The organism is uncultured Jannaschia sp., assembly GCF_947494055.1.
Taxonomy (GTDB): domain Bacteria; phylum Pseudomonadota; class Alphaproteobacteria; order Rhodobacterales; family Rhodobacteraceae; genus Jannaschia.
Genome location: NZ_CANLTR010000038.1, coordinates 1 through 25,077 on the forward strand (window position 1 = coordinate 1; position 25,077 = coordinate 25,077).

The following is a 25,077-nucleotide window of genomic DNA, read 5'->3' on the forward strand; positions in this document are numbered from 1 at the left end:
CAGAAGCTTTGGCTGCCCTCCGCCAGGAAGCGCAAGCCGCATTCGGTCGAATGCATATTGCGTCTGCCTACCCGCTCGGTACCCTCGCGGCACGCAGAACCCGGTCAAGACGGTGGGTCGCCCGTGGTCAAGGCAACGCGTAAGCCAGCAAGTCCGTCTCAGAGGTGGATGTCGAAGAGGCAAGGCACGTCCGTTGAGGGGAGCGCGCCGGACCAGAGGTCGGACTTCGCGGAAAGGCGGTCGAAGGCCGCTGCGGAGGGACGCCGCCTGTCTCTCCGGCGGTTCATCGACCGTAGCAAGATACAAGCCGCTACTGCCGCCACCGCCGTTGATTGTCGCGCGATGCATCGGACTCGGCAGGACGTTGCCGGTACCGGAAGGTCGACGTCGCGTCAGCGTCGGGCCTCGCTTGCACCTGCCGCAGGCGAACGCCATTCCCCCGCCAACCAAGGCCCGAGACCGAGGCCCGACCGCAGGAGACCCGCCCATGACCCGCGCCAGCCTCGCCGAACGTCAGGCCCGCCTCGAGCAGCAACGCGCCCGCCTGCAACGCGAGGAGGCCAAGGTCCGCGAGGCCGAGCGCAAGGCCCGCACGCGACGCCTCATCGAAGCCGGCGGGCTCGTCGACAAGGCCGGGCTCGGCGAGACGGAGGCGAACGTCCTCTACGGGGCGCTCCTCGAGGTCGCCGGAAGGATGGGCGATCCCGCGCAACTGTCCCGCTGGGAGACCGCAGGCGGCCAGGCCTTCGATCGCGAGGCAAGGGCGAAGGACGCCGCGCGCGAGCCGCTGATCCTCACTCTCGCCGGCGCGCAACCAGCATTGGTCACCACCCGGCTCCGGGGGCTCGGCTTCCGCTGGTCCAAGGTGCTGCAGCACTGGGAAGGCCTCGCCGTCTACGACGAGGCCAGGATCGCGGCCGACGAACTCGGCGGGACGCTCCGCCGCGTGGCACCGCCGGCAGAGACGGATACGACCGCGCCGGCGGCCGCGTCCCCCGACGCCGCCGAGTAACCCGCGTCGTGCTCGGGCGTCTCGCCTACGATCTCGGCCGCGGCGGGCTCCGGCTCGCCCTGCAGCTCTGGCCGCTCGCCCTCGCCTGGGTCGCGCTTCAGGCCTCCGTCGCCCTCTGGCGCGACCTCGTCCTCCTCGCCCCCGGCCTGGATCGCGGCGGGATCGAGTACCGCGTGGCCTACACCCTCTGGCCCGCCGCCGGACTGCTCGGGCCGATCCTCCTGATGGCCCTCGCCGTGGGCCTGCATATCCGCCAGCTCGCCGCCCGCCCGATGGCCGTCGCCGGCCTCCTCGGCGTCGCGGCCGCGCTCGGCCTCACCCTCTGGCCCGCCTGGGCCTCCCTCGCGCCCCTCGCGGGGCACGTCCCGCCGCTCGATCTCATCGGTCGCATCCCGGGCGCCTATGTCATCGCAACCGTCCTCGCCGTCGCCGCCATCGGCGGCGGGGTGCACGCGATGCGCACGCCCCGGCCCGGCAGCCCGGGGGTCGGGTCCCGCGCCCGGGCCCGCTCCGACAATCACGGCCATGCCGACTGGCTGTCCTTACGCGAGGCCCGCCGCCTCTTCCCTGGCCCCGACCCCGTCCATGGCGGCATCGTCCTCGGCGAGGCATACCGCGTCGACGAAGACCGCACTGTCCGGCGCCGGGGCGGCTTTGGTGGGTCCAGCTCCGACGGCGGCATGATCCCCTTCGATCCCGACGACCGCGCCACCTGGGGGAAGGGCGGCACCCAGCCGCTCCTGGTCGATCCCTGCCGCTCGGGGCCCACCCACGGCCTCGTCCTCGCCGGCTCCGGCGGCTACAAGACCACCGCCATCGGCATCCCCACCCTCCTCACCTGGACCGGCTCCGCAATCGTCCTCGATCCCTCCCGCGAGATCGGGCCGATGGTCGCAAAGGTCCGACAGGGTCGCATGGGCCAGCGCGTCGTCACCCTCGATCCCTCGGCAGGCGGGCGTGGCGCGCGGGGAGATGCCGGGACGGTCCATCCCGTAAACGGGTCCCCTGAAAGCGGCGCCCCCACGACCGGCGCCCCCACGACCGGCTTCAACGCGCTGGACTGGATCGACATTGCCGCGCCGCTCGCCGAAGCCAACGTCGAAGCCGTCGCCACCTGGCTCGTGGGCGAGCCTGCCCGCGGCACCGGCGCGGGCAGCGCGGAGTTCTTCCGCGACCTCGGGAAAAGCCTCATCGCCTGCCTCCTCGCCGACCTGCTCTGGGACGAAGGTATCCCGCGTCACAACAAGACCCTGCGCCAGCTGCGCCGGGTCCTGGTCACGCCCGAGGCGGAGATGCGCGGCAAGCTGAAGGACGTGCATGCGACCTCCGCCTCGCCCCTCGCCCGCGATCTCGCCGGCACCCTCATGGGCCTCGTCGACGAGACCTTCTCCGGCGTCTACGCCAACGCCAACCAGGCCACCCGCTGGCTCTCCACCGCCGCCTATGCGGACCTCGTCTCCGGTGACGCCTTCGAGACAAGCGAGCTCTGCGACGGCAATCTCACGGTCTTCGTGCAGATCCCCCTCAAGGTCCTGCAGGCCACGCCCGGCCTCGGCCGCGTCGTCATCGGCGCGCTCCTCAATGCCGCCTACGAGGCCGACGGCGACGTCCACGGCCGCATCCTGTTCCTGCTCGACGAGGTCGCCCGCCTCGGCCCCATGGCCGTGCTCGAGACCGCCCGCGACGCCGGCCGCAAGTACGGCCTGACGCTGCTGCTGCTCTACCAGTCCCAGGGTCAGCTCATCGAACAATGGGGTCGCGAGGGCGCCCGGGCCTGGTCCGACTCGACCTCCTGGCGGCTCTACGCCGCCCTGCAGGACCCCGAGACCGCCCGCGAGCTCTCCCAGACCTGCGGCGAGCACGGCGTCATCGCCGCCAGCGAAGGCGACACGCGCGGCACCTCCGGCCGCTGGGCCGGCGGCACCTCGTCGAGCGCCGGGCGCTCCGCCAACCGCTCCGAGATGCGCCGCAGCCTGATCAAGCCCGACGAGCTCCTCCAGGACACCCGCACCGACGAGGCCTTCGTCATCCTGCGCGGCGCAAAGCCCCTGCGCTGCGGTCGCGCCATCTACTTCCGACGCCCGGAGATGGCCGCCGAAGTCGCGCCATCCCGGTTCCAGCCAAAGGTGAGAGGCATCGCCCCGTCCCGCCCGACACGGCGCGCGTCGTGAGGTGTGAGCCTCCGAGCACGACCTCCGGGGCCGGGGACCGGCGCCTCCGTCCCGTTGGCGGGGCGCCATGAACCCTTATGGCTTCGTGGTCATCGCCGCACTCGTCCTCTACGTCCTCCTGAACACGCTGAACCTCGTCGCCGTCTTCGCGGTCCCAATCCTTCTCGTCTGCCTGCCCGTCGCCCTGTGGCGCCTGTGGCGCGCCGCAGGGGCCGCACCAGGCGCCCGGCACCAGCGCCGGCGTGGTGCCCCGCCAGAGCGCCTCACGCGCGCCCTGGCCGAGCTCGACGGCCTCACCGGGCTCGATAGCGTCAAGGCCGAAGTCACCCGCCTCGTCGATCTGCTGCAGGTCGAGGCCGAGCGTCGCGCCCACGGCCTCGGGGGCACGTCCGGCCCCGGCCCGAGCCTGCATTGCGTCTTCGTCGGCAATCCTGGCACCGGCAAGACCACCGTCGCCCGCCTCATGGGCGAGATCCTCGCGGGCCTCGGCTACCTGCGCTCGGGCCACATGGTCGAGGTCGACCGCGCCGACCTCGTCGGCCAGTATATCGGCCAGACCGCGCCCAAGACCCGCGAGGCCGTCGAGAGCGCCCTCGACGGTGTGCTCTTCGTCGACGAGGCCTACACGCTCAGCCCCCCGGGCAGCGGCGGCCGGGACTTCGGCCCGGAAGCCATCGACACGCTGCTGAAGCTGATGGAGGACAGGCGCGACCGGCTCTGCGTCATCGTGGCGGGCTACCCGGGCCCGATGCGCCGCTTCCTCGACGCCAATCCCGGCCTGCGCTCGCGCTTCGCCCGCACCATCCCCTTCGCCGACTACGCCCCCGACGAACTCGCCGGGCTCTTCGACGACCACGTCGCCCGCGCCGGCTACGTGCTGGCTCCGGACGCCCGACAAGCCCGCGACGACGCCTGCACGGCCCTGGCCTGCGCCCGCGATCCCGGCAACGGCCGCACGGTCCGCACGCTCTGGGAGCGCACCCGCGAGGCCCAGGGCAGCCGGGTGATGCGCCACACCGCCCGCACCCGCGCCGATCTCGAGACCATCACGGCGGCGGATATCGACACCGCCTGCGCCATCGTTCTGGCCGCCGACGACACCGCGCCCGCGGAGGCGGCCTCGTGAGACCCCTGCCGCAGCCGATCGGGACCGTTCTCCAGACCCTCGGCCGGCTCGGGGCCGCGATCCCGCGGGCCTGGGTTACCGACCGGGTGTTCCGCTATGCCACCATCGCGGCCGGCGTGGCGCTCGCCACCCTGATGGCCCGCCCGTGGGTCGACAGGTCCAACACGGCGTCGACATCGCTCCCGGTGTCCGGCGTGGAGACACCCGGACCCGATGCTCCGGCTGCGCCCCTGCCGCCGCCGGGCGCGCGCTACGGGGACCCTGCCCCGGCTTCGAACGAAGCGGGCGCGGCGCCGGCGGAGACCCCGACCGGCCCGCTGGCCCCCGGTCGCGCCCTCGACGGTCTGCGCATCGAGATCGATCCGGACGCGCCCGCCGATCCCTTCGGCACCCTGCGTGCCACAGACCCCGCCTCCCGGCCCAAGGAGACCCCGTGATGTCCCGATCCCCGCTTGTAGCCGTCCTCTTCGCCACGGTCCTCGCTACGGGCGCTATGGCCCCTGCCCGGGCGCAGGACGCAGGCCCGGGCGCGATCGCATCCTCCGTTGCCGGTCGCCAGGATCAGCAGGACCAGCTCGACCGCATCGAGGCCAAGCTCGATGCCCTCCTGCAGAGGCTCGGCAACGGCGAGGACATCAACGCGGCAGGCATTCCCGCGCCGTCCGGACCCTCGAGCCCGGCGAGCGATCCTTCGATGGCGGCTTCGGATGCGGCGACCCCACCCGGGTCCGGCGCGGAACCAGAGGCCGCGCCCACACCGACGGACACGCCTGCCGAAGCTGAAAGCTACACACCCGGCGCCATCGCGGTGGTGCATGCCGCCCCGACCCAAGGCCAGGCCCTGGGCGAAATCCCCGCCGACAGCATCGGAGGCTTCGTCTACGCCGGCGGGCCGATCCGGCTCAGCGATCTTTCGGATCGCGGCGTGCGCTACGCCGGCCCCGCCGGGATCGAGCTGCAGGGCTGGCTCAAGGCGACCGAGGCCGGGCGCCACCAGATCGCCGCCGACCTGCAGGTCCGCTTCGGCCCCGGCGCCATCGCCCCCCTGCCCTGCAGCCTCAATGGCTGGCTCGAGGACCAGGCCATCGGCGCCGAGACCGGCACCGTCGAGCCCTGGGGCGCCAAGGGCGAGCCCATCCCCCTCTCCCTCGTGCTCGGCGCCGAGTTGCAGCCCGGCCTCTACAAGCTCCGCCTCTGGGTCGCCTGCGCCGATCTGCCTACCGCCCGCGATGGCGACAGCGTGCAGGCGGAGGTGCTGGTGAAAGGGCCCGGGGAAATGAACCTCAGGCCCGTCACCGAAGAGGACATGCTGCACAAGCGGTGAGGGTGGCAGGCTCTCGGTCAGCGCGCATCACGCGTTGGGAACAATCGGCACGGCACCGCCGGGATACGGCAAATCTGACATGACTGATCTAGACACGTCTACACTTCGTCTATCTAGGAACCGATTCGTTCCGGGCAGAGCCGGCGTGACCGCAACCGCGGCTCTATTTCTGCGACTTGTAGAGCGCCCAAGCCTCCTCGATTAGGACGCCCTGCGTCACGCCGCGCCTGGCCGCTTCGTCCAGCATCTCATCGCGCACCTCGGGCAGCACCTTGGCGTGCACCTGCCCCGTCCGCGGGCTGGGCTTGCGCCCTCCCCTGCGCGGATCCCGAGCAACGAAGCCCTGGTCTTCAGCGGCTCGGTCCACGGAACGTATGGCTTCCTGGCTGGCCGGCTTTGCACGCTTCCGTAGAGCCGACGCGTCGATCTTGAATGGCCCACTCATGCTGCGGCTTGCCGGTTCAAGAGCCGGTTGAAGACGGCGCTGGCGAAGGCGCTGGCGTTCTCTTGAGCCGCGGTCATATTGCCTTGCGGTGGCATGGTCGTGAGATCCCCGCCGAACTCGAAGAGCGCGGAATAGGACGCGCGCTCCATCAGCGACGGGTCGATGATGTCGACGCCCTGCTCTCGCAGCGACTGGTCGATTCCCGTATGCTGCTTAGAACGGATGGCCCGCGTCATCGTGAAGACGACGGCGTGCCGTATTTCGCGACCGAGCGCCTCTTCCTCCTCAGCGATCAGTTGGAGCGCGCGGATGCCGATCGTGGCATCCAGCGTCGTTGCCCGCATCGGTGTGATGACGAGGTCGGCCTGCGAGATCGCGCGTGACACGAGGCGGGACGCGACCCCCTCAAGATCTACGATGACGACGGAGCCGTCCTCATCGTGCTGCTTGATCGCCTTGACGATTTCACTCTCGGTGATCCGGTTTCTCAGATGCATTCGGTCCGGCAGCTTGGCGCGCTCACCCCAGAGGGTGAGTGATCCATTCGGGTCGCAGTCCAGCATGGTAACCCACGCTCCGGCACGAGCCATTTCGGTTCCTAGAACAACGGCTGTGGTCGACTTTCCGGCACCACCTTTGGGCGATGCGATGACGATGGTTGGCATTCGTTGACACCTGTTTTCTGCTCTTCTTGGTATCAGTTAAGACCAGATTTCTCTGTTGATCTACCGGATACATTTATAAATCCGCTTGCTGTAGCAATCCGGTTACCTTTTCTTTGGTCGATTTATCCACAGGTAAAGCCTCGTGTTACTAAAGTTAAACTTAGTTAGTAGTGTTACCGGAACTGGGACAGACCTCTATGCTATTGCTATAATTTTACAAAAACGGCTTCCAGTCGCGTTTTTAGTTCCTAGAGGGGCGAAGATTGGTTCCCAGAGGGACGAAGATCGGTTCCCAGAGGGACGAAGTTTGGTTCCTAGAGGGGCGAAGATTGGTTCCCAGAGGGACGAAGATCTGATAGCCTCTCGTTCATGGGAAATCGCCTGCCTGATCGCCACCCGAACCGGGACTTCTTCATCCTCGACGTCACCAACGCCGCGCCTAAGGATGACCTGGCTTCGATGGAGCATCCGGTTTTCTCACTCTCGGTGAAACCGGACACCCGGCAGCTCGAATACGAGCATAACGGCAGGCGCCTTCGCGTCGTGCCCTCCGGCAAAGGGCTCGCGACGATCATGGACAAGGACATTCTGCTCTATTGCATCTCGAAGCTGGTCCACGATCTAAACCACGGCAGGAAGGTCTCGCCCACGGTCGAACTCACTGCCCATGAGGTCATGGTCGCGACGAACTGGCGGACCAACGTGTCTAGCTACCAGCGCTTCGAGGATGCCTTGATACGCCTGCGCGGCACGACGATCGTGACCGACATCGACACGGGCGACTACACCCAGACCCGCGGCTTCGGCCTGATCGACAGCTTCGAGATCGAGCGCCGGAACGACAGGGGCGAGGCGTCACCTTTTGGCCGTATGACGAAGGTGCGCGTCACCGTCTCGGACTGGACGTTCCGGGCTGTCACGGGGATGGAAGTCCTCAGCATCAACACGGACTATTTTCGCCTGCGCAGGCCGTTGGAGCGGCGCCTTTATGAAATCGCGCGTAAGCACGTGGGTGAGCAGACGCGACCCTTCGTTATCCGCATCGACACGTTGCAGAAGAAGGTCGGCTCCAGCTCGCCCTTGAAGAAGTTCCGCTTCTTCTTGAAAGAGATCGCCCAGGACGATCACATTCCGGACTACGCGCTTGCGTTCGACGGCGACCGGATCGTGTTCACACGAAAGGGCAGGGGGCACATCCACCCCGATCCTGGCCTTCCCCTCTTCGACGCATCGCTACGGGTCTCGCCCACCGCGATGGAGAAGGCTAGGCAGGCCGCTCCTGGCTACGACGTCCACGCGCTCTACGAGAATTGGAAGCGGTTCGCGAACGCGCAGGATGAAGCGCCCAGGAACGCAGATGCGGCCTTCATCGGGTTCTGCAAGAAACGGCACGAATTAGAGCCAATGAGGTAACCGGATTGCCAAACCAACCAGATTTTGATTTTCAGGTGTCATTGACATATAGGCCATTGACTCTTAGCTGACATCCAATGACGCGTTTGCAGACGGTTGTCGAGACCCCAGAGTTCCAGCGGCGTGCTAAGGCGGTCATGTCCGAGAACGAGCGGGACGCGGCGATCCAGTTCATCGCCGCGAACCCCGAGGCCGGCATCTCGCTCGAAGGCGGTTTGCGGAAGATCCGCATCCCCCGCGAGGGCGAGGGCAAGAGCGGAGGCTTCAGGACCATCTACGTCTTCGGCGGTCGCCACATGCCGATCTTTCTGATCACGGTGTTTGCCAAGAACGAGAAGGACAACCTGAGCAAGGCCGAGCAGGCTGCCGCCGTCGAATTGAGCAAGCGGATCGTGGCAAGCTATGGAGTTGAACGATGAGCGTAAACGACAGCATCACCAAGGGGCTGGAGGAGGCATTGGCTTTCACGGAAGGGCAGGGGGGCACCGCACGGGTTCACCAGATCTCGGTGCCGAACGTCGACGTGGTCGAAATCCGCCGTCAGACTGGCCTCTCCCAAGCGCAGTTCGCCCGCAGTATCGGCGTGGCAAAGGGAACCTTGCTGAACTGGGAGCATGGCCGGCGCCACCCTACCGGTCCAGCGCAGGTGCTCCTGGCGTTGATCTCGAAGAACCCGGGGGTCGTCGAAGAGCTTCTTCGGTGAGCCGCAATCCGGGGAGCCTACTGAACATAGAGCGCGATTATCAGATCCAGACCATCAAACGGCTGCACCAAAACCGTACGTCTTCAATAATTTTAGGCTTCGGTAGGTTGGTCGGACCGACCTCCTTCTGTACGCACTAGAAGTACAAGGAGAGCCGTATGTTCGAGAATGCCTTCAACAACATCGACCGCTTCATGCGCAACGACGAGGGGTTGGCGTCGGAACTCGACTACGCCGAGCAGACGTCGTGGCTTCTCTTCCTGAAGTACCTGAACGACCTTGAAGCCGAGCGCCAAGATACCGCCGAACTCGAAGGCCGGGACTATACGCCCATTCTCGACGAGAGCTTCCGCTGGGACGTTTGGGCGGCGCCGAAGACGGACGGCAAGCTCGACCACAACGCCGCGATGACGGGCGACGATCTCATCGATTTCGTCAACCGAAAGCTGTTCCCGTATCTCAAGGGCTTCCGCGCCACCGCAACCAGCCCCGATAGCCTCGACTACAAGATCGGGGAAATCTTCTCCGAGATTTTTAACAAGTTCCGGTCTGGCTACGCTCTGCGGGACGTTCTGGAAGTGATCGATGGCCTGCACTTCAATACCCAGAAGGCCAAGCACGAGCTTTCAGACCTCTACGAAAGCCGCATCAAGCGCATGGGCAACGCCGGGCGGAACGGCGGCGAATACTACACGCCCCGCCCCCTCATCCGCGCCATGATCAAGGTCACTGACCCGAAGATCGGCGAGACGATCTACGACGGCGCCGTCGGCTCGGCCGGTTTCCTGTGCGAGGCGTGGGAATACCTGCGCCGCGACGACCTGTCGGCCTCGGACTGGGCCACGCTCCAGCGGCGGACCTTCTACGGGCAGGAGAAGAAGTCGCTCGCCTACGTCCTCGGCGTCATGAACATGATCCTCCACGGGATCGAGGCGCCCAGCATCCGCCACACCAACACGCTCACCGAGAACGTGATGGATATCCAAGAGCGGGACCGCCACGACATCGTCCTGGCCAACCCGCCCTTCGGCGGCGGCGAGCGCAAGGAGGTGCAGCAGAACTTCCCCATCAAGTCTGGCGAGACCGCCTACCTCTTCCTCCAGCACTTCATGCGCAAGCTGCGCGCGGGCGGGCGCGGTGCGGTGGTCATCAAGAACACCTTCCTCAGCAACACCGATGGGGCCAGCGTCGCGCTGCGCAAGGAGCTGCTGGAAAGCTGCAACCTGCATACCGTGCTCGACTGCCCCGGCGGCACGTTCCAGGGCGCGGGCGTCAAGACGGTGGTACTGTTCTTCGAGAAGGGATCGAAAACGCGCTCGGTCTGGTACTACCAGCTCGATCCGGGCCGCAGCATGGGCAAGACCAACCCGCTGAACGACGACGACCTTGCTGAGTTCGTGGCGCTTCAGCCGGAGCGCGAGGACAGCCCGCAGAGCTGGTCGGTGGACGTGGCCGATCTGGATGCGGAGACATGGGACCTATCGGTCAGGAATCCCAACGCGCCCGAGGAGGCCCCTCTGCGCGAACCCGCCGAGATCATCGACGCCATGCTGGCGCGGGATGCGGAGACGGCGCAGATCCTCGAAAACATCCGGGGGATGCTGTGAACACGGCTTGGCTGCATGTGCCCTTCGAAGAGGCAGTCTCCTCTCGTGGTTCTGGCACTTCAGGACTTCCGAAGAAAGAATGGCAGGACGTTGGAAGATACGCTGTCATCGGCCAAGGCGCGGAGGAGATTGAAGGCTGGAGCGATAGAGATGATCTGGCTCTGCATGTCAGTCAGCCAGTCGTCCTATACGGAGGCCACACACGTCGAGCAAAATACGTCAAAGAGACCTTCGTGCCGGGTCCGAACGTCAAGATTCTGAAGCCAAGGAAGGAACTCGACGCCCGTTTCTTATTCTATTTTCTGATTGGCTTGGATGTCGAAAATAAGGGCTACGCAGATCATTTTCCTTTAGTCCGCAAATCTTACATCCCCCTGCCATCGCTGGAGGAGCAGAAGCGGATCGTTGCGGTGCTCGATCAGGCCTTCGCCGCCCTCGACCGCGCCCGCGCCCATGCCGAGGCCAATCTGGCGGATGCGGAGGAGCTCCTCGAAAACGGCGTCAACGAGATCTTTACTGCCCTTGCGGGCACGTCGACGGTCATGTCGTTGGCCGATGCGGTTCATCCCGATTGCAAGCTTTCTTACGGCATCGTCCAGCCGGGCGACGAAGTCGAAGGGGGGCTACCAGTGGTTCGTCCTGTCGATTTGAAGAAGCGGATTCTCTCAACAGATGGACTGAAGAGGATCTCACCTGATCGCGCTGAGGGTTATGCCCGCACAAGACTCGTCGGAGGCGAATTGCTGCTCTGCGTCAGAGGAAGCACTGGCGAAATGTCGGTCGCTTCTGCGGAATTGGCTGATGCGAACGTCACCCGGGGAATCGTTCCCATACGCTTTCCGGACGAGTCTGTCCTTCCAGAGTTCGCGTATTTTCAATTGCGTTCGAGGTACGCCCAGGATCAGATTGCAGCCGGAACGTATGGCGCAGCTCTCATGCAGATAAATATTAAGGACCTTCGAAAACTCCAATTTATTGTCCCCAGCATTGAAGTGCAGCACGAAATCATTTCTCGGGCGGAACTGCTCTACGAGCGTGCTGGCAGCCTTCGAGATCTATACGCCACGAAGCTCAACAACATCGCCGACCTCCGCCAGTCCCTCCTGCAAAAAGCCTTCTCTGGCCAACTGATCTGAAAGCGCCCCATGGGAACCAAGATCACGAAAAAGCGGGCTCAACTCCTCGCGCGGCTCGAACAGATCGTCGGCAGCAACTGCTACAACGGCAGCATCCAGAACTATGGGCCAGGAGGGTCGTTCGAAGGCGAAGGCCGAGACTTCCGCTACCCCCTCACCGTTGTCGAGGCCGAAGGCACCAAACGAAAGAAGCGATCGCCCGCCGTGGACGAAACTCCGGAAGTTCTGTCCACGGGATACTACTCCTTCGGGGCGAACCGCCTGCAAATTATCAAAGCTCTCAACGAAGTGCTCAACTACCTCGAGGCTGAGGGCAAGCTAAAGCTTTGATGTGAAGGCACGCCATCGATGAAGAAGCCTTACTTAAAGAAATTGCGCCTACCCATGCGATTCATCGACGGGAGGTGGGAACTGGAGTTCGGTGGTCAGGTGCCGGTCGAGCACGGCACAACGGCTGAGATTCTTGTCGAAGTGTCGGCCATCACGGAGAAGAAGTTCGCTGAGAAACTGCTCGCGCAGTCGGCGATACCGATTTTTCAACCTGGCGTGACGTTGCGCGCCTACGTCGCGCCGAAAGAGTGTGAGGGGCTGAACGAGGATCAGAAGAAGCTTCTGATTCCTGCGTCCGACATGAAGCTTGCATCTGGTCTGTTGGACAGTTGGAGCTCAGGCGGCGTCAGCTTCATCGATGTTCAGATCGGCAAGGCGACAGAGAAGCAGGCCGAAAGCCTTGAGTTTCGAAACGGGGGCCTGTGGCTCATTGTGGAAGGGTTCAACCCCTCCGATCTGAGGTCTTCTACCATCGACCTGCCGCCCTGCGTTTCTGACGAGCCAGCCATCAGCTTGAACCACGCGTTCACGATCCTGAGTGAGGTCTTCGAGACTTGGCGCAAATCCCACACGGGAAATGTGTATCAGAGGTTTTTTTACGAGGAGACTGATGGCCTATGGTATCCACTGGAATTATTGCGTGATGCGAAGCTCGCTCAAAAGGAACAAGAGGTCGCATTCGAACTTTGGAAAGAATTCCTCGATCGCATGGCCAGTCTGAAAACGAGTTAATCGCGTAATATGCCTGAAACCGAAGCCGACACCCGCGCCAATCTCATCGACCCCGTCCTGCGCGAGGCCGGATGGGGCGTGGTCGAGGGCTCGAAGATCCGGCGCGAGATGATCTGCCCCGGCCGGATCACCGGGGCGGGCCGGATCAACCCACTCTCGGCCGATTATGTGCTCAGCTACCGCGACCGCAAGCTTGCGGTGATCGAGGCCAAGCGCGCGGGCCTCGGCCACACCGACGGCGTCGGTCAGGCCAAGGACTACGCCACCCGTCTGAAGACGCGCCTCGCTTATTCGACGAACGGGATCGGCTGGTATGCCGTCGATATGGCCACGGGCAAGGAGGGCGACCACGCGCTGCCCTTCCCTTCGCCGCAGGAGCTCTGGGACCTGTGCTTTCCCGAAGGCAACGATTGGCGCGAGCGCTTCGGCGAGGTGCCGTTCGAGACCGAAGGCGGCAAATGGGAGCCGCGCTACTACCAGCACAACGCCATCACCGCAGTCCTCGACGCCATCGCCCGCGGCGACCAGCGCATCCTGCTGACGCTGGCGACGGGAACCGGCAAGACCTCCATCGCCTTCCAGATTGCGTGGAAGCTCTACCACGCCTCCTGGAACCTCTCCCGCGACCCGGTACGCCGCCCGCGTATCCTGTTCCTCGCCGACCGCAACATCCTCGCCGATCAGGCATACAACTCCTTCAGTGCCTTCCCGCCCGACGCGCTCTGCCGGATCAGCCCCGACGAGATCCGCAAACAGGGTAAGATCCCGAAGAATGCCAACGTCTTCTTCACGATCTTCCAGACCTTCATGACGGGGGAGAACGAGTTCACCTTCGAGGGCTATCCGAAGGACTTCTTCGACCTGATCGTGATCGACGAATGTCACCGGGGCGGGGCCAAGGACGAAAGCGAATGGCGCCGCATCCTCGAGTACTTCGCGCCCGCCGTGCAGCTCGGCCTGACCGCGACCCCCAAGCGTAAGGCCAACGGCGATACCTACGCCTACTTCGGCGACCCCGTGTACACCTACGCCCTCAAGGAGGGGATCGGCGACGGCTTCCTGACGCCCTTCAAGGTCCGTCAGATGGCCAGCACGCTCGACACCTATACCTTCAGCGAAGAGGACGAGGTGGTGACCGGCGAGATCGACGTCGACCGCGAATACACCGAGGCCGACTTCAACACGAAGCTGATTATCGACGAGCGTGAACTGAGCCGCGTCCACGAATTCATGGACCAAATCGACCAGCGCCAGAAGACACTGGTCTTTTGCGCCACCCAGGATCACGCCGCCCGCATCCGGAACTTCATCAACCAGGTCAAAGACGACCCCGATCCGCATTACTGCGAGCGCGTCACCTCAGATGACGGCAAGCTCGGCGAGCAGCACCTGCGCGAGTTCCAAGACAACGAGAAGTCACTGCCGACGATCCTGACGACATCGCAGAAGCTCTCGACCGGGGTCGATGCGCGCAACATCCGCAACATCGTGTTGATGCGGCCCATCAAGTCGATGATCGAGTTCAAGCAGATCATCGGCCGGGGGACGCGAACCTTCGACGGCAAAGACTTCTTCACGATCCTCGATTTTGTGAAAGCCTACGAACATTTCAAAGACCCGGAATGGGACGGCGAGCCGATGCCCCCGGAAGCACCTCTGCCCAAGACCCGTCCGACATCGGGGCCTGTGCCGGAGCCCACCGAACCAGAAGCTGATGATGCCCCGCCCAGTGGCGAGAAGATCGTGGTGAAGCTCGGTGACGGCAAGGAACGTCAGATTCGCTATATCGCTGCTACGACCTACTGGTCGCACGACGGCCGCCCGATCACCGCGCGGGAGTTCATGCAGCAACTCTTCGGCGACCTTACCGGCCTCGTCGTCGACGAAGACGAGCTGCGCCGGACATGGAGCGATCCCGAGCGTAGAGCGGAATTCGTACAGCGACTGTCCGAGCTGGGATACGACTCTGACCGCCTTGACGATATGCGCCGTGTGATCGACGCCCCAAACAGCGATGTCTTCGACGTCCTTGCGTATGTCAGGTTTACCTTGGCACCGCTTGCCCGGACGGAACGCGCGCAGCGGGCCCGTGACATTGGGCTCTCGGGCTACGAAGAGGAAATGAGGACGTTTCTTGACTACGTCCTGCGTGGATACGAGATGCATGGCGCAGACGAGTTGGCGCTCACCAAGATCAGTGACCTGCTACGCATTCGCTATGGGGGGACCAACGAAGCCAGGCAGCGACTTGGTTCGATCAGCGAAATCAAGGCGGCATTCGTGGGCATTCAAGAGCATCTCTATTCAGCGGTCCGCTAAACGCGGAGAGACCAATCTGATCTTTCATCAGGGGCAGGCACGTCATTTAAAGGATTGGGTTATTTTGTTAAATGATCGTTCCCGTCGAGCTGTAATCTCGGACAAAAGGGCGGCCTCGACCACGCAATCGACGCGACCTCCTACTTCGTCAGCACTGAACCCTCGACGCTCAAGCGCAAGGTCTACTAAGACTCAGAGCTTCTGAAGTTCTGCAAGCTCGCGCTCGACCGCGCGCTCGAAGCGCCGGAGCTGACCCGTGATCTTCTCGTCGGGCCCAAAAGCAGCGGCGCTGCGCCGGGCGTAGGAAGAGAAGTTTCGGACCGGTCGCGCGGTAAAGCGTCGGCGCAGCCGCTTGGTCCACGCCTTGTCGGCTATGCCTGCCGCAATGTTGGCAACCGCGACCTTCCGTGTCCGTTTGAAGGCCCGCCGCATCTTACGCCACTGCCGTGACATGGAGCTGTGCCGGATGGTCGCGCCGAACGGACCGAGGTTGAACCCAAGATACTGCGCGCCGTGCCCAGCAGCGACAGAACCGCCGGGCACAAAGGCCGTCCGCTCGATCTTGTCGGGATTCAGTTGAAGCCTCTCAAGGTCCATCAGTCTGACCATCTCCGCCTCGACGACAGGGGCGTCCTCATTGCGACAGATCACGAGGATGTCGTCTGAGTAGCGCCGATAGAACGCACCGATCCCGTCACAGAATTGCGAGGCGGCTGCGTCGTAATCAATCATGTAAAGGTTGGAGAACGTGGCACTTATGGGCGTGCCTTGGGGAATGCCAATACTTCTACCCGGCTTAGAACTCAAACCGGGATTTCGATAAAACCGAATTGCTGCCATCTTCAATTCACTTATCGTCGCAATCGGATCACGGTTCCGCAGTTTCAATCTCGGACCGAATGTCGGGCTCGCCTTAAGTTCGTTGGAATCCACGAAAGAGAACCGAGTCATCTGGCGGAACACCTTGAACCAGTCGGCGGGCAATTCATCCACTCCAAGGATGCGCTTCAATCGTCCCTTGAGGAGCACATGGTCGAGGTTGTCGAAGAAGCCGGTCACATCAAAGGCGAGGATCGTCACCGGACCGTTCGCCTTGGCGAAAGCGAGGGCCTCAGCAGCGAAATGGTAGTTGCCCTTCCCGAGTGAGCGGTAGGCGATCACTTCGTCCGATAGCCCGGCGGCCTCGTAATGCGCATCGAGTTTCTGGGAAAGGTCATAAGAATACCGCGACAGGACGCAGGCGTCGCGGTGCGAAGCATACTTGATGGGCCGCTTCTTAGTCTTAAGGACGCGCTTACCTGCTTTATCGCAGTGCTTGTAGCGCTTCTCTTCCTTGACGTAGTGGAGAAGCGGACCGGGCTGATAATTTGGGCCGCCGACGAAGGCCGGGTCCATTGCGCGTGTTGCGAACGCCTCGCACACCGGCTTGTCGAAATGGCGGTAAGGTCGCCGCTTGAACCACTCCAAATCCACGGCCAAATCCTTTTCGCAGAGTTCGGGGGACTGGCCTTTGACCCAAGGCCCCGGTCTGAATTGACCGGGCGTCCCCCGAACGCACGCCGCCATCTGCCGGTTCGTCGTTCGATGTCTCGATCCGAACGCCTCTCCAACACGGGTCAGAAAACGCGAGGCGGTATAATATAACCGAGGAGGTCCGAGCGATGCTCGTAGTCTCATTCCACTTGGTCGGCCTGGCCGCGATGCTGATCGGCATCGACGTCCCGGTCATCCGAATTGAACTTGACAGTCTCAACGATCCAACCCTCCGGCCAATTCCGGGGGCGGGATTGAAATAGTGACGAGCAACTCCTGCTGCAAGAGCCAAGGCAGCATTTTCTGTCTGTCAGAGCGCAACAGGTGGTGGTTTGGTCCGCCGTACCCCCGAAATATTCTCACCCAATGGACTGGTCTGCGCCGATGGTCATCCAAACAGACACCTGCAACGCGTCAGCGCAAACATCGAATGTTGGTCCGGAAGCATTTAGTTCAACACTATTACCAACTCTGTTCACTCCCGCGCTCGAGGCGCTCTCCGCACGGCCCGTGAAAAAGGGAGCCCGCGCCGGGGCAGGGGAGCCATATGTGCCTTTCGGCTGAACACTTCCCGGGTCTTTTGTTCAAGACAGAGATCGCCGGACTGGTAGCCGTGAATGTTAAATACCAGAAGTGACCGCCTTGCGGCGCCTCCCGGCGCGGCGCAGTCTTCGATGCGCAGATCTTAGGACTACGCCGCCACTAATGTCGAAGAAATCCCTGAACAAGGCGAACCTGATCGCGCTCGGCGCCGAGAGGCTGGCCGAGCTGCTGCTGGAGGTGACGTCCGGCAATGCCGCCCTGCAACGCCGGCTCCGGTTGGAGCTGAGCGCCGCGCAGGGCCCCGGGGAGGTCGCGCAGGAAATCCGAAAGCGCTTTGCGGCGCTGCGTCGATCGACCGGCTTCGTGAGCTGGCAGGGTCGCCGCAAACTCGTGCAGGATCTGAACGCCCATCTGACGATGATCGTCGAGAACGTCGCGCCCGACGATCCAAAGACGGCGTTCGATCTGCTCTGGACGCTTCTCGAGTTGGCGCCTGGCATTCACGAGCGCGCCGACGACAGACAGTTCCAGGGAGATCGGAGACGTGTTCCGTGACGCTTTGGCCGAGTTCGAAGAGATCGGACCGCGCGCCGCGCCGGACCCCGAAGCCCTGACAGAGCGCATTTTCGCCGCGCTGATGGAGAACGAGTACGGCCAGTTCGACGGCCTCGTCGATGCGCTCGGCGCGACTCTGGGCGAGACGGGCCTCGAGACGCTGAAGGCGCTCGCACTTGCGGACGAAGCGATACCAGTGCCCGAGAGCGTCGAGGACAAAGATACGGGATTGCTGCTCGGACCGTTGGGCCTCGAGCGTCACCGCGCGATCGCGACGGACATGAAGCGGCTGCGGATCGACATGATCCTGCAGGATATCGCCGACCTGCAGGGGGACGTAGACGCCTACATGCGGCGCTATCGCCCCGACCAGATCCGGATGCCGCGGATCGCGGCAGGGGTCGCGCAGAGGCTGCTCGCGGCGGGCCGGGCCGAAGAGGCGATCGAGATCGCAGAAGCGGCGAGGGCGGCGGCCGGCGAGCGGGGTCATGACAGCTATGAGCTCGACGATGTCTATATCGACTGTCTCGTCGCCTTGGGGCGTACGGACGACGCCTTAGCCTTCCGATGGGCGAGCTTCGAGCGAACCCTTGACCCGCATCACCTGCGCGATTTTCTCAAGGCCTTACCGGATTTCGAGGACATCGAAGCGGAGGAGCGAGCGAAAGCGATCGCGATCGCCTTTCCGGATGTCCACGCCGCATTGGTCTTTCTGATCGACTGGCCGGACCTCGCGCTGGCGGCCAAGCTCATCGAGGCCCGCAGCGACGAGCTCGACGGCGACGCCTACGAAATACTGACGCCCGCCGCCGACGCGCTCGACGGTCCCCATCCGCTGGCTGCGTCGCTTGCCCGACGGGCGATGATCCTGTTCGCCCTGAATGCCGCCCGCAGCAGCCGCTACAAGCACGCCGCCCGACACCTGCGGGAATGCGAGGCCACCGACGACGCCATCTGGGATTATAGTCCCCATCCCGATCACCAGGCTTTCGTCGATGCTCTCCGTGAACGGCACAGCCGAAAACAGGGCTTCTGGAGCCAAGTCGGGTAGGCTCCGTCCGCGATCACGATACGCGATAGCAGCCGTTCGGGCCCTGCGAAGCGAAGGCCTCGAAGGAGCCCTCTTAGACGGATGCTGCGCTTCGCCCTGATGTCCGCTTCTAGGGCAGCGGCCATATCCAAGAGAACTCCAACGTCAGTTTACTGTTCGACTTTCTAGATCATTTATACAATACTAATCGGTTTTTATATTCATTCAGGACTGCCTAACTACGCCTCTGAACGACTTGTAAGGAACTTCAGGTGGCACATTCTGAAACCCTGCATGGCATAGCCCACGTCGGCTCCCGGCGATGGACCGACCTGACCGCGGGCCGCGTCCTGCCCGGCCTTCTCCTCGCTGCGCTGATAGCGGCGCTGGCGTTCGGGCTGCGCCTCATTCCCGGCGTCGGCGTGCTGAGCCCGCTCATCCTCGCCATCCTGATCGGCATGGCGTTCCACAATCTGATCGGCACTCCCGCCATTGCCAGGCCCGGCACGTCCTTCAGCGTTAAGCGGGTCCTGCGCGCAGGGATCGTCCTTCTGGGACTGCAACTGACCGCGCAGCAGGTCATCGCTGTGGGTGGCGTCGGCGTCGCGCTGATCGTCGCCACGCTGCTGGCCACCTTCGCCTTCACCACTTGGCTGGGGCGCGTGCTCCAGGTGGATGCGGGACTGACGCAACTGATCGCGGCGGGCAGTTCGATCTGCGGCGCTTCGGCCGTGATCGCCACCAACACCGTGACCCGTGCCCGTGACGAGGATGTCGCCTATGCGGTCGCCTGTGTCACGATCTTCGGTTCACTCTCGATGGTTCTGATGCCGCTGGTCGGCGGCCTGCTGGACATGGGGCCGCATGCCTTCGGCCTGTGGACCGGGGCCTCGATCCACGAGGTCGCGCAGGTCGTCGCGGCCGCTTATGCCCGCGGGCAGGAGGCCGGAGAGTTCGGCACGATCGCCAAGCTGACCCGCGTGATGATGCTGGCGCCGATGGTGCTGGGCCTCGGCTTCCTTGCGGCTCGCAAGCTGCGCCGCAACGACAGTGAAGCCGACCGCACCGCTCTGCCTGTGCCGTGGTTCGTGCTGGGCTTCGTCGCCATGGTCGGTCTGGCCAGCACCGGCTGGGTGCCCGAGGCGACAGCCCCCGTCACCACCGGCATCACGCAATTCCTGCTGGCCACCGCCCTGGCCGCGATGGGTCTGGAGACGGACATGCGCAAGCTGGCGGCGGAAGGATTGCGTCCCGCGTTGCTGGGAGCCGGCGCATGGGTCTTCATTTCCCTTTTCAGCCTCGCTCTGATCATGTTCCTCGCATGACGCTGGAACAGCTCCGCATTTTCATTGCCGTCGCCGAGCGTGAGCATGTCACGCAGGCGGCGGCGTTCCTCAACCTAACCCAGAGCGCGACCAGCGCCGCCATCGCCGCGCTGGAAGAGCGTCACGCTGTGAAGCTGTTCGATCGGGTCGGGCGGCGTATCGTACTGACAGATGCGGGGAGGCTGTTTCTGGGCGAGGCCCGCGCGGTGCTGGCACGGGCGGAGCAGGCGACGCGGCTGCTCGGCGATCTGGCCGGGATGAAACGCGGCACGCTGCGTCTGGCCGCCAGCCAGACGATCGCGAATTACTGGCTGCCACCGCTGATGCAGAGGTTCCGCCGCGACCACCCGGGCATCGTGCTGGAACTCGCTGTCGGCAACACCACCGAAGTGGCGCAGATGGTACATGCCGCCACCGTCGATCTGGGCATCGTCGAGGGCGAGATCACCGATGCGGCACTGGCCATCCACAGCCTGTCCGGGGACCGGCTGGCTCTGGTGGTGGCACCCGGGCATGACTGGACGGACCATCCTCCTTCCAGCCCCGATGACCTGAAAGCCAGCCCATGGGTGATGCGTGAAGCGGGATCAGGCACCCGCGCGGTTTGCGAAAAAGCTTTTACGGTCCGCGGCTTGCGTATCGAGGATGTTGAGGTTGCCTTCGAACTGCCATCGAACGAGGCGGTGCGCGTCGCGGTCGAATCCGGCGCGGGCGCTGCGATCGTATCGACCCTGGTGGTCGCGCCAGCGATCGACGCGGGCCGGCTTGTTTCGGTGAAGTTCGACCTCCCTCCACGCCAGTTTCACGTATTGCGCCACAAGGAACGGCACCTATCATTGGCTGAGCAGAGGTTTTTGAAACTCGTCTGATACGGCACAGGTCGATCTACGATCCTTGTCACGCAATTAGAAACACGACCTTCGCATCGATATCACCAACTGCAGAAAGATCCTGCACTGCGCTAGTTCGTTGGCCTCGCAGCGAACAGCATACCATCCCAGGCAGGCTTCGTGCAACAAGGCCGCGCGGATGGAAGACGCGTCCCTGGATCGCGCGCCTCTCTGGGATGTCCCCGGCGGGCGGCGTCAGTCCAGCAGGTCGGGGACGAACAGCACGATCTGCGGGAAGGCGGCCATCAGCAGGACGATCACGGCGGCAGCGAGGGCGAAGGGAATGACCTCTTTCGAGACCTTCTCGATCGGGACCGCGGCGATGCCGGTAATGGCGAAGAGGTTGGTGCCGACCGGCGGCGTGAAGAGCCCCAGCATCAGCGCGCAGATCGCCACCAGCGCCATGTGAAGCTGGTCGATCCCCGCCCCGGCGGCGGTGGCGGTCAGGATCGGCGCGAGGATGATCACCAGCGACGTCGCCTCGACCATGCAGCCGAGGCCGATCAAGACCACGGTCAGGATCAGCATCAGCGCCAGCGGGTTGCCGCCCGAAAGGTCGGCCAGCAGCGTGCTGATCAGCCCCGGCGCGTCGAAGAGCGCGAGGAAGAACGAGAACGGGCCGGCCGCCGCGATGATGAAGCCGAATGTGCCGGTGGCCGTGGCGGTACCCTTTGCCGCCTCGAACACCGCCCCAAGGCCGATGCGGCGCGTGACAAGGCCGTAGAGCGTGACGAATGCCGCCGCGAGCACCGAGGCCTCGGTCACCGTGACGATGCCGCCGAGTACGCCGTAGAGCACGATGGTCGGCGCGGCGAGCGCCGGCAGGGCGCGCAAGAGGACGCCAAGCAGGCTCTGGTCGTCTTCCTCCTCCGGCTCGACAAGCTGGATTGAGCGCACCCGCCAGACCACGACCACAAGGAAGGACAGTCCGATCAGCAGGCCGGGCACGATGCCGCCGATGAAGAGCGCCGAAATCGACACGCTGGGCGCGATGCTGGCGTAGATCACCATGGGAATCGACGGGGGGATGATCGGGCCGAGGCTGCCGCCGGCGGCGATCAACGCGCCTGAAAAGGCGCGCGGATAGCCGTGGCGCGCCAGCAGCGGGATCATCAGGGTGCCGATGGCGACGGTCTCGGCAAGGCCCGAGCCGGTCATGCCGCCGAAGAACATGCAGGCGACGATGGCGGTCGCGCCCATGCCGCTGCGCCAGCGCCCGACGATCAGCCGTGCCAGATCGCCCAGCGCCTTGGTCAGCCCGACGGTGTTCATCAGCTCGCCCATCAGGATGAAGCCGGGGATGGCGAGCAGCGGGAACAGTTCGACCTGGGCGACCGCCTTCTCAGCGATCAGGTGCAGCGGCACGAGGCCTCCGGTAACCAGGATCACCGTGGTTGCGAACAGCATCGCCAGCGCGATGTCGAGCGAGAGCATCAGCGCGCCGATGAAGGCGACGCCGAGCCAGATCAGTTCAGTCATCGGGGCGCCTCCGCGGGTGTATCGGTAGGCTCCGTCGGATCGAGCGGCGGCGAGATTACGAAGCGCAGCAGCGCCAGGATCGCCAGCAGCAGCCCGACCGGCAGCGCCAGCCACTCCACCGCCACCGGCAGATCGAGGCTGACGAGGCGCTGGCCCGAGAAGGTGCGCAGCATCTTCAGCGAAACCCAGAGGAACAGGCAGAGCAGGCCGACCCCGACCAGCGTCACCGCGCGGTCGGCGGTGCGGCGCAGGCCCTCGGGCAGCAGCGAGGTAAGGAGCGTGAAGCGGATACGCGCATTGTCGGCGAAGGCCACGCCAGCCCCGACGAAGACGGTCCAGAGAAACAGGATCAGCGAGACCTCGTTCACCCAGACCAGGGGCTTGCTGAAGATCTCCCGCATCGCGATGCCGGCGAGAAGGACGCCGATCAGGGCAAGGACGAGAAGACCGCCGAGCACGCGATAGGCCGCGCAGAGGCGATGGAATAGCAGGGTCATGGCTGGGCCTGTCCGACGGTTAGAAAGGCGGCGGCGACCGGGGCCGCCGCCGCCGGCAAGAGCATCAGTCCTGGGCGTCCAGCACCTTCTGAATCAGCTCGGCCGGGACGGTGGAGGTCACGGTGTCGCTGTCCCACAGGCTGCGGCCGATTTCGCGCCACTGTTCCAGCTCTTCCTCGGTGGGGGTGTAGATCTGGCCGCCGCCGGCCTCGAACTTGGCGATCTCCTGATCGCGAAGCGCGTGGTTGTACCCGTAGGCGCGATCCTCGAACAGCTGCACGGCCTCTTCAAAGGCCGCCTTCTGCGCCTCGTCCATCTTGTCGTAGCTGTCGTCGTTGATGACCAGCACGCGGTAGACGGCGACGGCGCCGATCTCGGTGCCGTATTTCACCACCTCGTCATGCTTCAGCAGCGTCAGCCAGGCCGGTTGCAGGTGCTCGCCGTCGACGAGGTCCTGTTGCAGCGCCGAATAGGTCTCGCCGATGTCGACGGGGGTCGGGATCGCGCCGACCCTGCGCCAGAAGTCCTGTTCCAGCGGGGTCGCGGTGGTGCGGATCTTCACGTCCTTGGCATCCTCGGGCGTGCGGATCTCGCCGCTGTTGTTCCACAGGATGCGATAACCGCCGCCGCTGGGCGTGAAGGCGAGGGCGCGCAGGCCAAGGTTCTCGCGCATCTCTTCCGAGATCTGCTCGCCGATCTCGGAGTCCCAGACCTCGCGGCCGTTGTCCATCTCGTTCCAGAGATAGGGCAGGTCCGAGAACAGCATGGAATCGGTCTGCTTGGTCATGTTGCAGGTGCAGGCGATGGCCATGTCCACCAGACCGCTCTGCGCGGCGCTCATGCCCTTGATCTCGTCGAACAGCGCCGAGGCGAAGAACGGCTTCAGCGTCACCGTGCCGTCCGTGGCCTCGGACAGGTATTCGGCCATATCGGTCAGGGCGCGGCTGTCCTCCATCCCGGCCGGCGAGGCCGAGCTGAGCCGCAGGGTCACCGAGGGCGAGCCGGAAAAGTCCTGCGCCCAAGTCGCCGCCGGCAGGGCCGTGGCCAGCGCGGCGGCGAATGCGAATGTGATCGGGTTTGCCATGTGTCTCCTCCCAGAGAGCTTCAGTCGAAGTGTTCCGAGCGGTGTTCGGCCAGATCGAGCCGGGGCACCGGGTCGTGTCCGGTCAGCACCGCCGCCGGCCCCTCGGCGCGGATCCGCACGAGGCTGGTGAGCGATGCACCGAGGTCATACAGGATGCCGTTGGGCACCTCTTCGAGGATGTTGCGGTTGAATGGCGCGGCATCGGCGACGATGATCTCGGCCCCCGCGGCGGTGGTGACGACGACGCCCTGGTGCCCCGGCGTGTGGCCGGGCAGCGGCATCAGAGAGACGCCCGCGGCGATATGGGCCGTGCCCCCGACGAGCCGCAAACGCGGCGAGCCGAGCAGGCGGCGCAGGCTGTCGTGGTGACTGAAGTAGCGGTCGATCTGCGGATGCGCGCGGATCGGATCGGCGAAGAACGCGGCCTCGTCCCGGTGCAGCCAGACCTCGGCCGCCGGAAAGGCGTCGAGCGCGCTGACATGGTCCCAGTGCAGATGGGTCAGGATCAGCGTGCCGATGTTCCCGGGGTCGATCCCCCGCTCGGCCAGCGCGCGTTCGGTCGGGACGATGCCTGTGATGCCGCGCCGCGCCGCCTCGTCCGGGTCGATGCCGGTATCGACGGCGATGATGCCGCCCGGTCCGTGCAGCAGCCAGAAGCGATAGGCCATCTCGATCTCGCGGCCCGCCTCGACGTGCAGCAGGAAGGTGGCGCTGTCGGCGCAGCGCCGCCCCACCTCTACCGGTTCTACGCGAACCGCCGCAGTCATGGCGCGCCGGTGTCGCCGGCCGCGCCTTCGTGACGGGCGAATTCCTCGGCCAAGATCGGGATGGCGAGGTTGCACGAATGGATGCCCATCACCGTGGTCAGCTGGATCGCCTCGAGGATCTCCTCGCGCGTGGCGCCGGCGCGGATGGCGTTCTGCATGTGGCGCCTGACCCCGGGCGCATAAAGATGCGTCGTCGCGGCGTTGATCGCGATCATGATCAGCTCCTTGACCTTCTGCGGCAGCGGCCCGGTGCGGTGCGGCACGTTGCGGAACGTCAGGTACGCCTCAAGAAAGTCGGGGTCGAGGTCGGCAAGCTGTTCCCACAACGGGTTCCAGTCGGCCAAGGCCTTCTGCGCGGCGGTGACGGGATGGCTGGTCTCGCTCATGGCAT

24 protein-coding genes are annotated in these 25,077 nt (G+C 64.6%); 17 read left to right on the forward strand and 7 right to left on the reverse strand.

The window, feature by feature from the left end; all coding sequences use genetic code 11:
• Positions 1-487 precede the first annotated feature (487 nt).
• The 5 genes from Q1A87_RS18885 (at position 488) to Q1A87_RS18905 (ending at position 5,633) form a co-directional block, all read left to right on the forward strand.
• On the forward strand, positions 488-1,012 hold the full coding sequence (locus Q1A87_RS18885) for a conjugal transfer protein TraD (RefSeq protein ID WP_299654980.1): 525 nt from the start codon (positions 488-490) through the stop codon (positions 1,010-1,012).
• An 8-nt stretch (positions 1,013-1,020) separates the two neighbouring features.
• Entirely contained in the window at positions 1,021-3,183 is a 2,163-nt protein-coding gene (locus Q1A87_RS18890) for a type IV secretory system conjugative DNA transfer family protein (protein WP_299654983.1), read from the forward strand.
• Between the two features lie 67 nt (positions 3,184-3,250).
• On the forward strand, positions 3,251-4,309 hold the full coding sequence (locus Q1A87_RS18895) for an AAA family ATPase (RefSeq protein WP_299654986.1): 1,059 nt from the start codon (positions 3,251-3,253) through the stop codon (positions 4,307-4,309).
• Positions 4,306-4,746: a hypothetical protein gene (locus Q1A87_RS18900; protein WP_299654989.1), complete on the forward strand. Its 441-nt coding sequence runs from the start codon at positions 4,306-4,308 to the stop codon at positions 4,744-4,746. Before Q1A87_RS18895 ends, Q1A87_RS18900 begins: the two co-directional genes overlap by 4 nt.
• Entirely contained in the window at positions 4,746-5,633 is an 888-nt protein-coding gene (locus tag Q1A87_RS18905) for a hypothetical protein (protein WP_299654991.1), read from the forward strand. Before Q1A87_RS18900 ends, Q1A87_RS18905 begins: the two co-directional genes overlap by 1 nt.
• Before the next feature lie 441 nt (positions 5,634-6,074).
• Here Q1A87_RS18905 and Q1A87_RS18910 read toward each other — a convergent pair whose 3' ends face one another.
• Positions 6,075-6,743, reverse strand: a complete 669-nt coding sequence (locus Q1A87_RS18910) for a ParA family protein (protein WP_299654994.1) — start codon at positions 6,741-6,743, stop codon at positions 6,075-6,077.
• A 369-nt stretch (positions 6,744-7,112) separates the two neighbouring features.
• Here Q1A87_RS18910 and Q1A87_RS18915 point away from each other — a divergent pair, with 369 nt between their 5' ends.
• The 8 genes from Q1A87_RS18915 to hsdR all read left to right on the forward strand — a co-directional run bounded on the left by Q1A87_RS18915 (position 7,113) and on the right by hsdR (position 14,983).
• Positions 7,113-8,156 carry a replication initiator protein A gene (locus tag Q1A87_RS18915; RefSeq protein WP_299654997.1) on the forward strand — a complete coding sequence of 348 codons (1,044 nt, stop codon included), beginning with the start codon at positions 7,113-7,115 and terminating at the stop codon, positions 8,154-8,156.
• Between the two features lie 77 nt (positions 8,157-8,233).
• Positions 8,234-8,575 (forward strand): type II toxin-antitoxin system RelE/ParE family toxin, encoded by a 342-nt coding sequence (locus tag Q1A87_RS18920; RefSeq protein ID WP_299655000.1) that lies wholly within the window; start codon positions 8,234-8,236, stop codon positions 8,573-8,575.
• Complete coding sequence (locus tag Q1A87_RS18925) at positions 8,572-8,859, forward strand: helix-turn-helix domain-containing protein (protein WP_299655003.1); 288 nt, start codon at positions 8,572-8,574, stop codon at positions 8,857-8,859. The genes Q1A87_RS18920 and Q1A87_RS18925 overlap by 4 nt, the downstream gene beginning before the upstream one ends.
• A 158-nt stretch (positions 8,860-9,017) precedes the next feature.
• The gene (locus Q1A87_RS18930) at positions 9,018-10,466 is read left to right on the forward strand and encodes an N-6 DNA methylase (RefSeq protein WP_299655005.1); all 1,449 of its coding nucleotides are present in this window, start codon (positions 9,018-9,020) and stop codon (positions 10,464-10,466) included.
• Positions 10,463-11,602: a restriction endonuclease subunit S gene (locus Q1A87_RS18935; protein WP_299655008.1), complete on the forward strand. Its 1,140-nt coding sequence runs from the start codon at positions 10,463-10,465 to the stop codon at positions 11,600-11,602. Before Q1A87_RS18930 ends, Q1A87_RS18935 begins: the two co-directional genes overlap by 4 nt.
• Before the next feature lie 9 nt (positions 11,603-11,611).
• Positions 11,612-11,932, forward strand: coding sequence for a hypothetical protein (locus tag Q1A87_RS18940; protein ID WP_299655011.1), 321 nt, complete (start codon positions 11,612-11,614; stop codon positions 11,930-11,932).
• Between the two features lie 18 nt (positions 11,933-11,950).
• Complete coding sequence (locus tag Q1A87_RS18945) at positions 11,951-12,664, forward strand: hypothetical protein (RefSeq protein WP_299655014.1); 714 nt, start codon at positions 11,951-11,953, stop codon at positions 12,662-12,664.
• A gap of 9 nt (positions 12,665-12,673) precedes the next feature.
• A complete protein-coding gene (hsdR, locus tag Q1A87_RS18950) occupies positions 12,674-14,983 on the forward strand; it encodes an EcoAI/FtnUII family type I restriction enzme subunit R (RefSeq protein WP_363323022.1) in 2,310 nt (769 codons plus the stop codon).
• 192 nt (positions 14,984-15,175) lie between these two features.
• Here the strand turns inward: hsdR and Q1A87_RS18955 are convergent, their stop codons facing one another.
• A complete protein-coding gene (locus Q1A87_RS18955; RefSeq protein ID WP_299655020.1) occupies positions 15,176-16,456 on the reverse strand; it encodes a reverse transcriptase domain-containing protein in 1,281 nt (426 codons plus the stop codon).
• Between the two features lie 765 nt (positions 16,457-17,221).
• Here Q1A87_RS18955 and Q1A87_RS18960 point away from each other — a divergent pair.
• The 4 genes from Q1A87_RS18960 to Q1A87_RS18975 all read left to right on the forward strand — a co-directional run bounded on the left by Q1A87_RS18960 (position 17,222) and on the right by Q1A87_RS18975 (position 20,838).
• Positions 17,222-17,614 carry a DUF6880 family protein gene (locus Q1A87_RS18960; RefSeq protein ID WP_299655023.1) on the forward strand — a complete coding sequence of 131 codons (393 nt, stop codon included), beginning with the start codon at positions 17,222-17,224 and terminating at the stop codon, positions 17,612-17,614.
• Complete coding sequence (locus Q1A87_RS18965; RefSeq protein WP_299655026.1) at positions 17,604-18,665, forward strand: DUF6880 family protein; 1,062 nt, start codon at positions 17,604-17,606, stop codon at positions 18,663-18,665. The genes Q1A87_RS18960 and Q1A87_RS18965 overlap by 11 nt, the downstream gene beginning before the upstream one ends.
• A gap of 251 nt (positions 18,666-18,916) precedes the next feature.
• The gene (locus Q1A87_RS18970) at positions 18,917-19,969 is read left to right on the forward strand and encodes a YeiH family protein (protein WP_299655029.1); all 1,053 of its coding nucleotides are present in this window, start codon (positions 18,917-18,919) and stop codon (positions 19,967-19,969) included.
• Positions 19,966-20,838 (forward strand): LysR family transcriptional regulator, encoded by an 873-nt coding sequence (locus Q1A87_RS18975; RefSeq protein ID WP_299655032.1) that lies wholly within the window; start codon positions 19,966-19,968, stop codon positions 20,836-20,838. The genes Q1A87_RS18970 and Q1A87_RS18975 overlap by 4 nt, the downstream gene beginning before the upstream one ends.
• A gap of 216 nt (positions 20,839-21,054) precedes the next feature.
• Here the strand turns inward: Q1A87_RS18975 and Q1A87_RS18980 are convergent, their stop codons facing one another.
• The 5 genes from Q1A87_RS18980 to Q1A87_RS19000 form a co-directional block, all read right to left on the reverse strand.
• Positions 21,055-22,338 (reverse strand): TRAP transporter large permease, encoded by a 1,284-nt coding sequence (locus Q1A87_RS18980; RefSeq protein ID WP_299655035.1) that lies wholly within the window; start codon positions 22,336-22,338, stop codon positions 21,055-21,057.
• Positions 22,335-22,835 (reverse strand): TRAP transporter small permease, encoded by a 501-nt coding sequence (locus tag Q1A87_RS18985; protein WP_299655038.1) that lies wholly within the window; start codon positions 22,833-22,835, stop codon positions 22,335-22,337. The genes Q1A87_RS18980 and Q1A87_RS18985 overlap by 4 nt, the downstream gene beginning before the upstream one ends.
• A gap of 64 nt (positions 22,836-22,899) precedes the next feature.
• Complete coding sequence (locus Q1A87_RS18990) at positions 22,900-23,919, reverse strand: TRAP transporter substrate-binding protein (RefSeq protein WP_299655041.1); 1,020 nt, start codon at positions 23,917-23,919, stop codon at positions 22,900-22,902.
• 20 nt (positions 23,920-23,939) lie between these two features.
• Positions 23,940-24,686 carry an N-acyl homoserine lactonase family protein gene (locus Q1A87_RS18995; RefSeq protein WP_299655044.1) on the reverse strand — a complete coding sequence of 249 codons (747 nt, stop codon included), beginning with the start codon at positions 24,684-24,686 and terminating at the stop codon, positions 23,940-23,942.
• Complete coding sequence (locus tag Q1A87_RS19000) at positions 24,683-25,072, reverse strand: carboxymuconolactone decarboxylase family protein (protein ID WP_299655047.1); 390 nt, start codon at positions 25,070-25,072, stop codon at positions 24,683-24,685. The genes Q1A87_RS18995 and Q1A87_RS19000 overlap by 4 nt, the downstream gene beginning before the upstream one ends.
• Between the last annotated feature and the right edge of the window lie 5 nt (positions 25,073-25,077).

Excerpts from the sequence above, each read along its gene's own strand:
- Q1A87_RS18885 (WP_299654980.1), top strand. The coding sequence starts at position 488 with ATGACCCGCGCCAGCCTCGCCGAACGTCAGGCCCGCCTCGAGCAGCAA.
- Q1A87_RS18895 (WP_299654986.1), top strand. The coding sequence starts at position 3,251 with ATGAACCCTTATGGCTTCGTGGTCATCGCCGCACTCGTCCTCTACGTC.
- Q1A87_RS18905 (WP_299654991.1), top strand. The coding sequence starts at position 4,746 with ATGTCCCGATCCCCGCTTGTAGCCGTCCTCTTCGCCACGGTCCTCGCT.
- Q1A87_RS18910 (WP_299654994.1), bottom strand. The coding sequence starts at position 6,743 with ATGCCAACCATCGTCATCGCATCGCCCAAAGGTGGTGCCGGAAAGTCG.
- Q1A87_RS18915 (WP_299654997.1), top strand. The coding sequence starts at position 7,113 with ATGGGAAATCGCCTGCCTGATCGCCACCCGAACCGGGACTTCTTCATC.
- Q1A87_RS18920 (WP_299655000.1), top strand. The coding sequence starts at position 8,234 with ATGACGCGTTTGCAGACGGTTGTCGAGACCCCAGAGTTCCAGCGGCGT.
- Q1A87_RS18925 (WP_299655003.1), top strand. The coding sequence starts at position 8,572 with ATGAGCGTAAACGACAGCATCACCAAGGGGCTGGAGGAGGCATTGGCT.
- Q1A87_RS18930 (WP_299655005.1), top strand. The coding sequence starts at position 9,018 with ATGTTCGAGAATGCCTTCAACAACATCGACCGCTTCATGCGCAACGAC.
- Q1A87_RS18940 (WP_299655011.1), top strand. The coding sequence starts at position 11,612 with ATGGGAACCAAGATCACGAAAAAGCGGGCTCAACTCCTCGCGCGGCTC.
- Q1A87_RS18945 (WP_299655014.1), top strand. The coding sequence starts at position 11,951 with ATGAAGAAGCCTTACTTAAAGAAATTGCGCCTACCCATGCGATTCATC.
- hsdR (WP_363323022.1), top strand. The coding sequence starts at position 12,674 with ATGCCTGAAACCGAAGCCGACACCCGCGCCAATCTCATCGACCCCGTC.
- Q1A87_RS18960 (WP_299655023.1), top strand. The coding sequence starts at position 17,222 with ATGTCGAAGAAATCCCTGAACAAGGCGAACCTGATCGCGCTCGGCGCC.
- Q1A87_RS18975 (WP_299655032.1), top strand. The coding sequence starts at position 19,966 with ATGACGCTGGAACAGCTCCGCATTTTCATTGCCGTCGCCGAGCGTGAG.
- Q1A87_RS18980 (WP_299655035.1), bottom strand. The coding sequence starts at position 22,338 with ATGACTGAACTGATCTGGCTCGGCGTCGCCTTCATCGGCGCGCTGATG.
- Q1A87_RS18985 (WP_299655038.1), bottom strand. The coding sequence starts at position 22,835 with ATGACCCTGCTATTCCATCGCCTCTGCGCGGCCTATCGCGTGCTCGGC.
- Q1A87_RS18990 (WP_299655041.1), bottom strand. The coding sequence starts at position 23,919 with ATGGCAAACCCGATCACATTCGCATTCGCCGCCGCGCTGGCCACGGCC.
- Q1A87_RS18995 (WP_299655044.1), bottom strand. The coding sequence starts at position 24,686 with ATGACTGCGGCGGTTCGCGTAGAACCGGTAGAGGTGGGGCGGCGCTGC.
- Q1A87_RS19000 (WP_299655047.1), bottom strand. The coding sequence starts at position 25,072 with ATGAGCGAGACCAGCCATCCCGTCACCGCCGCGCAGAAGGCCTTGGCC.